The organism is Collinsella sp. AM12-1 (assembly GCF_003472325.1).
GTDB lineage: Bacteria > Actinomycetota > Coriobacteriia > Coriobacteriales > Coriobacteriaceae > Collinsella.
The window spans coordinates 61275-73164 of the sequence record NZ_QRLS01000002.1 but is presented as its reverse complement, the minus strand read 5'-3'; the positions used below and the strand labels follow the sequence as shown (position 1 = coordinate 73164).

The window sequence follows — 11890 nt, the reverse complement described above, 5'->3', positions numbered from 1 at the left end:
AAGCTGACATGCAATAAACGAGGGACGGTCCGGTTGGGCCGTCCCTCGTTTTGTTTAGCCTGGCCGCGGTCAATTGTCCTATTCTTGTGGAGAAGCTGTGCGCACGCTGACCTGCAGATTCGTACTGTGCTTGCACGTTTTCGCAGCTATTGCTATAGTTTGCTTGCAAATGAAGTTGTAATTGAAAGAAGTGGGGTTTCGGCCCCGCTTCTTTTTTGTATGGATGGAGGTGCCGCAATGGTCAAGACTAAGACCGAGCAGGCGATCATCGATGCGCTCGAGGCCGTCGCTCCCCAGCACGATGTCGACATCGTCGACGTCGAGCTCGTGGGTGCCACCAAGGCCCCCTGCGTGCGCGTGCGTATCGAGGGTGCCGAGGGTCAGAGCCTGTCGCTCAACGACGTCACGGCCAATACCAAGTGGGTCGGCGACGTGATTGAGGAGCTCGACCCCATCTCTTCGAGCTATACGCTTGAGGTGTCGAGCCCGGGCATGGCGCGCCCACTGCGCCGCCCGTGCGACTTTGCCCGCTTTGTGGGCGAGAACTGTGAGCTCACCTCCACCGCCACCGAGGGCCGTCGCAAGTACGCCGGCAAGATTGCCGCTGCGACCGAGACCGACGTGACCCTCGAGCTCGAGGACGGCGAGTCCGTTACCCTCGATTTCTCTGATGTTAAAAAGTGCAAGTTGAAGCCCACCTACGACTTCAAGCCCGCGAAGGAAGGAAAGTAAGATGGCAGCATCCGACATGATGTCCGCCCTGATGGAGCTTTGCCAGGAGAAGCACATCGACCAGCTCTACCTGATCGACCGCCTGGAGCAGTCGCTCGCCAAGAGCTATGCCGAGATCCTGCATCTTGAGTGGGGCGCTAAGGTGACCATCGACCGCACCACCGGCAAGATCTACGTCTACCGCCTGGAGCCGATCGACGATTCCATGGACGAGGAGGGCAACTTCACCGAGTTCGAGGAGATCGACGTCACCCCCAAGAATACGAGCCGCATCGCTGCCCAGCACGCCAAGGCCGAGATCAACGCCATCGTGCGTAACTCCGCCCGCGAGCAGATCTACGAGGAGTTCTCCGGCCGCATCGGTGACCTCATCAGCGGTACCGTGCTGCAGTCCACGCCCGACTTCACGATCGTCAAGATTCGCGAGGGCGTCGAGGCCGAGCTGCCGCACTTCGATCAGCGTCGTTACGAGAACGAGCGCAACGAGCGTCCGATGGGCGAGCGCTACCTGCACAACCAGCACATCAAGGCCGTGATCATCGACGTTCGCGACCCCAACTCCAACCTGCAGCCGGTTCGTGGCGAGCACAGCCGTCCGCCGATTGTCATCTCCCGTACCCACCCCGAGCTCATGCGTCGTCTGTTTGAGCAGGAGGTGCCCGAGATCTATGAGGGCACCGTCCAGATTAAGTCGATCGCCCGCGAGCCCGGCCAGCGCTCCAAGGTCGCCGTCCACTCGCTCGACGACCGTCTGGATCCCGTGGGCGCCTGCGTCGGCCCCAAGGGCAGCCGTGTTCGCGCTGTCGTGGGCGAGCTCCGCGGCGAGCGCGTCGACGTCATCCTGTGGGATGCCGATCCTGCCGTCTACGTCGCCAACGCCCTGTCGCCCGCTAAGGTCACCCGCGTCCTCATCGACGAGGAGAAGGCCTACGCCGGCGTCATTGTGCCCGACGACCAGCTGTCCCTCGCCATCGGCAAGGAGGGCCAGAACGCCCGCCTTGCCGCGCGCCTGACCGGCTGGCACATCGACATCAAGTCCGAGACGCTTGCCGCCGACATCCTCAAGAACGTTCCCGTTCACGAGGAACCCGCCGCCGACCTGATCGGTGATGAGGAGGACGAGGACGTCCGCCGCTGCGAGTACGTGTCCGAGGACGGCATCCAGTGCCGCAACCAGGCCCGTCCCGGCTCCCGTTTCTGCGGTGTCCACGACACCGACGCCTTCGATGATGCGGAGGACCTGATCTAGCGCGGTCGCGCCGGGCGGGTCCCGGCGCGTCTCCCACGCTCGTTCAGTCTCTAGGCACCCAAGGTGCCAGAAAGGGTAGGTGAAGTCATATGGCAAAAGTCCGTGTGTCCACCCTGGCCAAAGAGTTCGGCATGACCTCCAAGGAACTGATGGGTCATCTCGCCGATATGAAGATTCCCGCTAAGTCCGCTTCCTCCACCTTGGAGGACGCCTATGTCGCCATGGTCCGCAAGCAGCTCGCCTCGGTGATCGAGGCCCGCGCTCAGGAAGTCGAGGCCGCCAAGCAGGCCGAGGAGCAGGCAGCTGCCGCCGAGGAAGCCGCTCGCGCCGCCGAGGCCGAGCGCGAGCGCATCGCCGCCGAGAAGGCACGCGAGGAGGAGCGCCGCCAGTTTGCCGCAGCCCAGGCTGCCGAGGAGGCTGCCCGCGCCGAGGCCGAGGCCAAGAAGAAGGCCGAGCAGGAGCGCCTTGCTCGCGAGAAGGAGGAGGCTGCCCGCGAGGCCCAGCGCCGCGCCGTTCCCGCTTCCGACTCCGGTTCGCGCTTCCGTTCGCTGCTCGACCAGATCGCTGCACAGGAGACCGTGCTCAAGGAGAAGAAGGACGCCGAGGACAAGGCCAAGGCCGAGCGCGCCGCCGAGCGCGGTAACCGTCGTGGCGGCAACAACGACCGCCGCGGTGGCCGTCGTAACGATCGCAACGCTTCCGACAACAACTCCGAGCGCAACGCCTCCGAGAGCCGTCCGCACAGCCATCGCACCAACGCCAGCAACAACGTCGCTGCCGGCATGGACTTCCCCAACCCCGATAAGCAGGGCAAGGGCAAGAAGCGCAAGGGCGGTCACAACAACGAAGAGGACCACTACAGCCGCATGGCTCGTGAGGCCGAGGAGTACAGCCGCGAGAAGGTGCTCGAGGAGGCTCGTGCTGCCGTCGAGGAGGCCTCTCGTGAGTCCACCGGTCGCCGCAAGAAGCGCAAGGAGAAGCGCGAGCGCGAGGCTGCCAAGGCTCAGGAGGAGCGCAAGATAGAGGAGGCGCTGGCCCAGGGCGTGAACCCCGAGGAGCTCGACGCCATCAAGGTCTCCCAGGGCGTTACCGTCCAGGAACTCGCCGAGGCACTCGACGTTCCGGCCAACGACATCATCAAGCGCCTGTTCCTGCTGGGCACGCCGCTCACCATGACGCAGTCCATGTCCGATGACCTTGTCGAGCTCGTTGCCGACGACCTGGGTCGTCAGATCAAGATCATTACCCCCGAGGAGGAGAATACCTTCTCGTTCTACGACGATCCCGCCGACCTTAAGCCGCGCGCACCGGTCGTCACCGTCATGGGCCACGTCGACCACGGCAAGACGTCGCTGCTCGACGCCATCCGTCACACCGGCGTTGCTGCCGGCGAGGCGGGCGGCATTACGCAGGCCATCGGCGCTTCGCAGGTCATGATCAACGACCGCAAGATCACCTTCATCGATACCCCGGGTCATGCCACCTTTACGGCCATGCGTGCCCGTGGTGCCAAGGTGACCGACATCGTCATTCTGATCGTGGCCGCCGACGACGGCGTCATGCCCCAGACCATCGAGTCGATCAATCACGCCAAGGCCGCCGGCGTACCCATCGTCGTCGCCGTCAACAAGATCGATAAGCCGGGTGCCAACCCCGACCGCGTGCGCCAGGAGCTCACCGAGTACGGCATCATCCCCGAGGAGTGGGGCGGACAGAACATGTTCGTCAACATCTCGGCCAAGCAGAAGATCGGTATCGACGACCTGCTCGAGACCGTGCTGCTCCAGGCCGACGTGCTCGAGCTCAAGGCCAACCCCGACACTTTTGCCTCCGGTAACGTCCTCGAGGCTAAGCTCGACAAGGGCCGCGGTTCGGTTGCCACGGTGCTCGTGACCCGCGGTACCCTGCACGTGGGCGATACGCTGGTCGCCGGCCTTACCTACGGTCGCGTCCGCGCCATGCTCGATCCCAAGGGCAACGCCGTCACCGAGGCCGGTCCTTCCGACGCCGTCGAGATCCTGGGCCTGCAGTCCGTGCCCAACGCCGGCGACGAGTTCCGCGTTTTCGAGGACGAGCGCGAGGCTCGCGCCCTGGCCGATGAGCGTTCACTCAAGGCCCGTATCGAGGAGCAGAGCCGCGTCAAGCACGTCACGCTCGAGAACCTCTTCGAGACCATTGCCGACGCCGAGGTCAAGGAGCTCAACCTGATCATCAAGGCCGACGTCCAGGGTTCCATCGAGGCCCTTCAGGACTCGCTCGACAAGATGGATCAGTCCGAGGTTCGCATCAACACGATCCACTCCGCCGTTGGTGCCATCAACGAGACCGACGTCGTCCTGGCCGACGCCTCCAACGCCATCATCATCGGCTTTGGTGTCCGCCCCGACGGTAAGGCGCGTTCCGCCGCCGAGCGCGAGGGCGTCGAGATCCGTTGCTACGACGTCATCTACAAGTGCCTCGAGGAGCTCGACGCTGCCCGTATCGGCATGCTCAAGCCCACCGAGGTCGAGGTCTCCACGGGTACCGCGACCGTCCTGGACACCTTCAAGGTGCCTAAAGTCGGTATCGCCGCCGGTGTCCGCGTCGAAGAGGGCGAGATCGCCGCGACCGATTCCGTGCGTCTGGTGCGCGACGGCATCGTGGTCTTCAACGGCAAGATCGCCTCGATGCGTCACTACAAGGACGAGGCCAAGAGCCTCAAGAGCGGTTCCGAGGGCGGCATTGGCCTGGAGAACTTCCAGGACATCAAGCCCGGCGACCAGATCGAGGGTTACCGTATCGACCAGGTTGCCCGTACCGAGTAGGGGGTAGCGCTATGAAGCAAACGCAGGCAACCCGCCGTCTGGGCGAGCAGCTTCGCGAGAAGCTCGGTTATATCCTGCTCTTTGAGGTTTCCGATCCGCGTCTCGACCTGGTTACTTTGACCGCGGTCGAGGTCGCGGTGGACCGTTCGTTCGCGCGCGTGTACGTGTCGTGCGATGCGAGCCGCTACGACGAGGTCTTGGAGGCGCTCGCAAGCGCTAAGGGCCGTATTCGCAGCCTGTTGGCTCGCTCGCTCGATTGGCGTGTTACGCCCGAGCTCGATTTTCGCATCGATCGCTCGACCGATGAGGCCGAGCGTATCACGCGTGCGCTGGAAAACGTTCCCGCCACGCTTGCGATCGAAAAGGACGAGGACGGCTATCCGATAGCGGATGCCGCCCAGGAGGCAGCTTTAGATGACTAATTCCGCCGACCTCGCCTCGTGCGAGTCTGCAGATATTCAGCGACGCATCCTCGAGCTCATCGAGGGTGCGTCCTCCATTGCGATTTCGGGACATACTTCTCCCGATGGCGATGCCTTGGGCTCCGTTTTGGGTCTGGGCCTTTCGCTCATGAAGTTTTTCCCCAACAAGGACATTGCCCTGCTGCTGGCAGACGATGATCCGGTTCCGCGTATCTACCGCTTTATGGAAGGCTCCGATCGCCTGGTGCCGGCATCTGCGTACACCGGCAATCCGGACCTGTTCATCTCGGTGGACGTGCCGGTCGTCGAGCGTCTCAATAATTCCGCCGAGGTGCTTCGTCGCTCCAAGCATGTGGTGTGCTTCGATCACCATCCGGCGCGTGAGGAGTTTGCCGAGCTCAGCCTGAGGCGCGTCGAAGCTGCAGCCTGCGCCATGATCATCGACCGCTTCTTGGACAATTGCGGCATTGTCGCACGTGATGGCGTTGCGACCTGCCTGCTGTGTGGCTTGGTTACCGATACCGGCCGTTTTCAGTACCAAAACGCCGATGCCGCCGCGTTCCATGCAGCCTCGCGTCTGGTTGCCCACGGTGCCGATCCGGCGCGTGTGGCACTCGAGGTCTACCAGAGCATGCGCGTTGAATTTTTGCACCTCAAGTCCATCGTTATGGGCCGCATTAAGACGGTGGCCCACGGGCGCGTCGCGTATAGCTACGCGTACCAGAGTGACCTTGAGGCCTGCGGTGTCACCTCGGATGAGTGCGACGGCCTGGTCGATGTGGTTCGCTCGGTGATGGGCGTCGAAGTCTGCCTGTTCCTGAAGGGCATTGAGGGCGATACCAAGGTGCGCGGCAACCTGCGCTCCAAGGGCGACCTCAACGTGTCCGAGATCGCTGCTGCCTTTGGCGGAGGCGGACATCCCGCTGCCGCCGGTTTCTCCAACAACGGAACGATTCTCGAGACGCTCACCGTGGCACTTCCCATGCTGGCCGAACTGGTAGGGGAGGATCCCGCTTCGGTGACCGTCGAGCTTTAACTTTTTGGATGGTACATGGCTCGTCGTACGCCTTCTCAACTGAATATGCTGCTCGCCGTCGATAAGCCGGTGAGCTGCACGTCCCACGATGTGGTCTCGCAATGTCGGCGCGCCCTCCATGAGCGTCGCGTCGGCCATGCCGGCACGCTCGACCCCATGGCATCGGGTGTCATGGTGGTGGGTGTTGGCCAGGCTACTCGTTTGCTGGGCATGCTAACCCTCGATACCAAAAGCTATGTCGCCGACATCTCGTTTGGCGCCGAGACCAATACCGATGATGCGGAGGGCGAGGCGGTCCGCACGGTGGCTATTGCCAACGAGCTGCGCGATCCTGCCTATGCCCGTGAGCGCTTGGCGGCCATGCTGGGTCCGCAGATGCAGGTGCCGCCGGCGTTTTCGGCTATCTCGGTCAATGGCGTTCGCGCCTACAAGTCTGCTCGCGAGGGCAATGCGGTGGACCTGCCTCCGCGCCCCGTCGAGGTCTATGCCGCCGACCTGATCGCCGTGGGCGGCGAAGGTGATACGTGTGTGTGGACCGTGGCGTTCTCGGTGAGCAAGGGCACCTATATCCGTGCGCTCGCTCGAGACTTGGGCCGCGCCTGTGAGAGCGCCGCGCACATTTCCGCGTTGCGCCGCACGGCCTCCGGTGTTGTTTCCATTGGCGCTTGTCATGCGGTCGAGGAACTTTCCCCCGAGTCCGCGCCTGGCTTTGCCCTGGATCCCATTGCTGCCCTGGGCGCCACGCGTGTTGACTTGCCTGGCAATCTTGCCGATGACCTGCTCTGCGGCCGACGCATTCCCGTTGAGCGTGCGCTTGCGGATTTCGATGCCTCGAAGGCGCCGTTTGCGTTGGTGCTCGATGGGGGACTCAAGGCGCTCGCCCGCATTGAGAGTGGCCGCTTTGTCATGGAGCACGTGTTTCCGCAGGCAATCGGCGGTGTTCGATGATGTTGTCCGCTCGCGAGCTCGCGCGTATCTTTTTCGCGGGCGAGTCGGACGAGGCTCGCATCGTTGCTGCCGATGCATTTGATGAGTGCGAGCACTTGGGTGCTGCCTCCATCGCCATCGGCGTTTTCGATGGTGTGCACCGTGGACACCAGGAACTCATCGAAGCGCTTGTCTGTGATGCCCGTGCCCATGGCTGTAAGGCGGTCGTGGTTACCTTCGATCCCGACCCGGACGTCGTGGTGAGCCCTTCGCCCGCTCAAAAATTGATGACGACGGCCGACCGTCTGCATGCCCTGGCTCAAACCCGGGTCGATGCAGTGGTGGCCGTTCCCTTTACGCCTGAGGTTGCGGCGCTCGACCATGTCGGTTTTCTCGCACTGTTGTCACGCGTTGTCGACATTCGTTCGATTCGCGTTGGCAGCGATTTTAGGCTGGGTCGCGGCGGTGCTTCTGGTGTTGCCGAGATGCGCGCCTGGGGTTCCGAGCGCGGAGTTGACGTGTATGGTCACGACCTGCTTTGCGAGGGCGGCGAGGCCATTTGCGCCACCCGCATTCGTCACGAGCTGGGACAGGGCCATGTGGGGCTTGCTGCTGGGTTACTCGGCCGCCCGTATATGGTGCGTGGCGGTGTTATTCGCGGCCGCCACGAGGGCTCTGGCATGGGCTTTCCCACGGCAAACCTACAGGTTCCCGACGGCATTCAGGTGCCTGCCGATGGCGTGTATGAGGGCCTGGTGCTGGTAAACGACATCGTGTGGCCTGCTGCCGTTAACGTCGGACTGCCGCCGACGTATGCCGACGATGCGGCATCTGCGCATCTTGAGGCTAATTTAATTGGTTATACGGGCGACCTGTACGGTGCTTCCGTTTCGCTGGCGTTTACGCGCTGGCTGCGTCCGTCGCGCGTGTTCGATTCGCTGGATGAGTTGATCGCGACCGTCGAGGGTAATATCGAAGATATTCGTCACAACTTGGGCGAGCAGGGGGTGAGCGTCCGTGATTAGCGATGAGGAAAAAGACCAGGTACGCGCTGCGTCCGACTTAGTCGCCATCGTGCAGGAAACGGTTGAGCTCAAGCCCCGCGGCCATGAGTTTTGGGGCTGCTGCCCCTTTCATGGCGAAAAGACTCCGTCCTTCCACATTATTCCCGCCACGCAGGTGTGGCATTGCTTTGGCTGCGGCGAGGGTGGCGACGTCTTCACCTATATCATGAAGCGCGAGAACCTGAGCTTTCCCGAGTCAATCCGTTATTTGGCCGATCGTGCAGGTATTGAGCTGCACGACACCGGAGATCGCCGCGAGCGCGGTACCAAGCGTGCCCGCATCTACGATCTGTGTGCCGAGACCGCCCAGTTCTACCACACCATGCTTATGCGCGGTAAGGATGGCCGTCCACGTGAGTACTTTGCCAGCCGCGGCATGGGTGGCGACGTCTGCCGCCGCTACTGCCTGGGCTTTGCGCCGGGTCGTAATATGCTGGTGGCTCATCTGTCGCAGGCGGGCTTTACTCCGCAGGAGATGATCGACGCCAACGTTGCCGTGAGTCGAGGGCGCGGGCAGCTTGCCGACCGCTTCTACGACCGCGTGATGTTCCCCATCTTTGACGAGCAGGGTCACAACATCGCCTTTGGCGGTCGCATCATGGGTGACGGCCAACCCAAGTACCTCAACACCGCCGAGACGAGCGTGTTTCATAAAAAGCGAAACCTCTACGGCTTTAATTGGGCCAAGGAGTTTATCGTCGCGCAGGATACCGCCATCGTGGTAGAGGGCTATACCGACTGCATCGCCTGTTGGGAGGCGGGGATTAAAAACGTTGTCGCTACGCTGGGCACCGCGCTCACGGAGCATCACGTCAAGACGCTCACCCGCTTTGCCAAGCGCATCGTGTATATGTTTGACGGCGATGCCGCGGGCCAGAAGGCCGCCCGTCGCGCGATTCAGTTTATCGAGCAGGATTCGATGGACCTGCGCTGCGTGGTGCTGCCTGACGGCAACGATCCCATGGAGTTCATCACGGCCCACGGCGGAGAGGAGCTGCAGAAACGCATTGACGCCGCCGAGCCGCTCATGGACTTCGTGTACCGTTCGCTGCAGGAGTCGAGCGACATCACCACGCCGGGCGGTCGCGCCAAGGCGCTGGAGGATGCGCTCACGCTCATCTATCCGCTTCGTGACAGCTATATGATCGATACGTACTTTATCCAGATTGCCGATCTGCTGGGTTTGGATTTGGAGACGGTGCGCGCGAGTTCGGGTCGCGTGTTTCGCGATGTCGCTAAACGCGAGGATGCGGAACGCCGACGCGAACAGAACTATGAACGCCAGCGGGCGCAGGCTGAGCGATCTGGTAGCGCGGGCGGTCGGTCGTCTGGTTCGCAGGGAACATCTCGTGGTGCTTGGGCGTCGGGCGCGACGCCGCCGGTGTCCGCACCGGTCGAAGAAGAGCCGTACGACTACGTCCCACTCGATGCCTACGGTGCCGCGCCGGTCGAGGTCGTCGACGACCTGCCGCCGATCGATGTGCCTGACGGTATGGGCTCTACGCCCGCCGGTGCCCCGACAGACGCCTCGGCCCCTATGGTTTTGACAGATCTAGAGCGCAAGTCCTTGGCGGGGGAGCGTGAGCTGCTAACCATGCTCACGAGCTACCCCGACCTGTTCCGCACGTATGCCGACCGCATCTGCTCCATCGAGTGGGTTGACCCACGTCACGAGTCCATCGCATGGGCCGTGCTGGCAACGCCGCCGGGAACCGATCCTGCAGCCTGCATGGATGCGGCACGCTCGGTGTGTCCCGAGGCGGCAACGCTTGTGAGTGCCGGGCGCATCTCGGCGACGAGCAAGCACCCCACCGAGACGAACATCGTGTTTATGCTCGATACGCTCGAGCTCTACACAATCAAGCGCCGCATGCGTGCCGCACAGGCCAAGCTGCGCCAGGACCGTTCGCTCGATGATGAGGCCCGTCGTGCGCTGACCGTGCAGGCCGCGCAGGACTCGCAGCGTCAGCGCGAACTGCAAAAGTCGATCGGCGGCGTGGCGGACCCGTTCCGTTTGATCGGCCTGGAGGCCGCAGGCACCGAACAGGCCTAGATGTTGTGGTCAACCAGCGTATTCTCGCCTATATCCAGTCCTCTTTTTGGGTATAGACGTCAATGTGTGTGCTAAAGTATTGAGTCCTGTGGACTATGAAGGGAGAATCTGTGCCAAAAAAGACTGAGAGCACGGGTACTGGGCTGGAATCCTACGTTGCAAAGCTCATGGGCAACGGCTCAAACAGGACTTCGGTAACCGAGGACGAGATTCAGGTCGCCCTGAAGGATATCGATGTTTCTGACGAGCAGCTCACCGCGGTGTATTCCGCGCTGCGCAACAGCGGCATCCAGATTATCTCCGCGAGCGGTAACGACGACGCCCCCATGGACGTCGACGATGACGATAACGATACCGATACCGACGATTTCGATGACGATGACGAGCACGATTCCGGCTCGCTCGACGATCACGAGCTCAAGATGGCCCGTCAGGCCGACGCCGAGATGGGTTCTTCCAAGAGCAAGAAGAAGCGCACCGTGCGCACGTCCCGTTCACGCTCCCGCGTGCGTGGCATCGATGCCTCCACGGTGATGCTGACCGGCGATCCGGTTCGTATGTACCTCAAGGAGATCGGCAAGGTCGACCTGTTGACCGCTTCCGAAGAGGTCGATCTGGCTATGAAGATCGAGGCCGGTCTCGAGGCCACCGAGAAGCTCGAGGCTGCCGAAGCAGGCGAGCTCGAGCTCACGCGTGCCGAGATGCGCCGTCTGACCCGTATCGAGAATGTCGGCCTCGAGGCCAAGCAGGCTCTCATCAGCGCAAACCTGCGTCTGGTCGTCTCCATCGCCAAGCGCTATGTTGGCCGCGGCATGCTGTTCCTGGACCTGATCCAGGAGGGCAACCTCGGTCTGATCCGCGCCGTCGAGAAGTTCGACTACCAGAAGGGCTTTAAGTTCTCCACGTACGCCACGTGGTGGATCCGTCAGGCCATCACGCGCGCTATCGCCGACCAGGCCCGTACCATCCGTATTCCCGTGCACATGGTCGAGACCATCAACAAACTCGTCCGCGTGCAGCGTCAGCTCCTTCAGGACCTGGGCCGCGACCCGACCCCCGAGGAGATCGGTGCCGAGATGGACATGAGCGCCGACCGCGTCCGCGAGATCCAGAAGATCTCGCAGGAGCCCGTGTCGCTTGAGACCCCCATCGGCGAGGAAGAGGATTCCCAGCTGGGCGACTTTATCGAGGACTCCCAGGCTATCGTTCCGCCCGATGCCGCCAGCTTCTCCATGCTGCAGGAGCAACTCACTCAGGTGCTCGACTCGCTTGCCGATCGTGAGCGCAAGGTTATCGAGCTGCGCTTTGGCCTTGTCGACGGGCATCCCCGCACGCTCGAGGAAGTCGGCCGCGAGTTTGGCGTCACGCGCGAGCGTATCCGCCAGATCGAGTCCAAGACCTTGGCCAAACTCCGCCACCCGAGCCGCAGCAGCAAGCTGAAGGACTATATCGAGTCTTAGTAGTTACGGCGTTTTACCAAACGCCGTAACTGGCCGACGCTGCGCGGACACCAGAGCGACAACTTGTCATTCAAAGAGGACGGCATGACCAGAAGGTCTATGCCGTCCTCTTTTCATGCCAATTTGCTCGCTCTGGTGCCCGC

9 protein-coding genes are annotated in these 11890 nt (G+C 62.4%); all 9 read left to right on the top strand.

The annotated features are described in order from the left end of the window. The first annotated feature begins 237 nt into the window (after nt 1-237). Nucleotides 238-732, top strand: coding sequence for a ribosome maturation factor RimP (rimP, locus tag DW136_RS01755; protein ID WP_117629483.1), 495 nt, complete (start codon nt 238-240; stop codon nt 730-732). A gap of 1 nt (nt 733) precedes the next feature. Further along, nucleotides 734-1981 (top strand): transcription termination factor NusA, encoded by a 1248-nt coding sequence (nusA, locus tag DW136_RS01750; protein WP_006234042.1) that lies wholly within the window; start codon nt 734-736, stop codon nt 1979-1981. A gap of 89 nt (nt 1982-2070) precedes the next feature. Then, complete coding sequence (infB, locus tag DW136_RS01745) at nt 2071-4785, top strand: translation initiation factor IF-2 (protein ID WP_117716036.1); 2715 nt, start codon at nt 2071-2073, stop codon at nt 4783-4785. Nucleotides 4786-4796: 11 nt separating this feature from the next. Further along, entirely contained in the window at nt 4797-5207 is a 411-nt protein-coding gene (gene rbfA, locus DW136_RS01740) for a 30S ribosome-binding factor RbfA (protein WP_117637767.1), read from the top strand. Beyond that, complete coding sequence (locus DW136_RS01735; RefSeq protein ID WP_099431635.1) at nt 5200-6243, top strand: bifunctional oligoribonuclease/PAP phosphatase NrnA; 1044 nt, start codon at nt 5200-5202, stop codon at nt 6241-6243. The genes rbfA and DW136_RS01735 overlap by 8 nt, the downstream gene beginning before the upstream one ends. Nucleotides 6244-6258: 15 nt before the next feature. After that, nucleotides 6259-7191 (top strand): tRNA pseudouridine(55) synthase TruB, encoded by a 933-nt coding sequence (gene truB / locus DW136_RS01730; RefSeq protein ID WP_117716037.1) that lies wholly within the window; start codon nt 6259-6261, stop codon nt 7189-7191. Beyond that, nucleotides 7188-8195 (top strand): riboflavin biosynthesis protein RibF, encoded by a 1008-nt coding sequence (gene ribF, locus DW136_RS01725; protein WP_233508960.1) that lies wholly within the window; start codon nt 7188-7190, stop codon nt 8193-8195. The genes truB and ribF overlap by 4 nt, the downstream gene beginning before the upstream one ends. Beyond that, a complete protein-coding gene (gene dnaG / locus DW136_RS01720; protein ID WP_117716038.1) occupies nt 8188-10287 on the top strand; it encodes a DNA primase in 2100 nt (699 codons plus the stop codon). Before ribF ends, dnaG begins: the two co-directional genes overlap by 8 nt. A gap of 110 nt (nt 10288-10397) precedes the next feature. Beyond that, the gene (gene rpoD / locus DW136_RS01715) at nt 10398-11747 is read left to right on the top strand and encodes an RNA polymerase sigma factor RpoD (protein ID WP_117798136.1); all 1350 of its coding nucleotides are present in this window, start codon (nt 10398-10400) and stop codon (nt 11745-11747) included. Nucleotides 11748-11890 lie beyond the last annotated feature (143 nt).

Excerpts from the sequence above, each read along its gene's own strand:
- rimP (WP_117629483.1), top strand. The coding sequence starts at position 238 with ATGGTCAAGACTAAGACCGAGCAGGCGATCATCGATGCGCTCGAGGCC.
- nusA (WP_006234042.1), top strand. The coding sequence starts at position 734 with ATGGCAGCATCCGACATGATGTCCGCCCTGATGGAGCTTTGCCAGGAG.
- infB (WP_117716036.1), top strand. The coding sequence starts at position 2,071 with ATGGCAAAAGTCCGTGTGTCCACCCTGGCCAAAGAGTTCGGCATGACC.
- rbfA (WP_117637767.1), top strand. The coding sequence starts at position 4,797 with ATGAAGCAAACGCAGGCAACCCGCCGTCTGGGCGAGCAGCTTCGCGAG.
- DW136_RS01735 (WP_099431635.1), top strand. The coding sequence starts at position 5,200 with ATGACTAATTCCGCCGACCTCGCCTCGTGCGAGTCTGCAGATATTCAG.
- truB (WP_117716037.1), top strand. The coding sequence starts at position 6,259 with ATGGCTCGTCGTACGCCTTCTCAACTGAATATGCTGCTCGCCGTCGAT.
- ribF (WP_233508960.1), top strand. The coding sequence starts at position 7,188 with ATGATGTTGTCCGCTCGCGAGCTCGCGCGTATCTTTTTCGCGGGCGAG.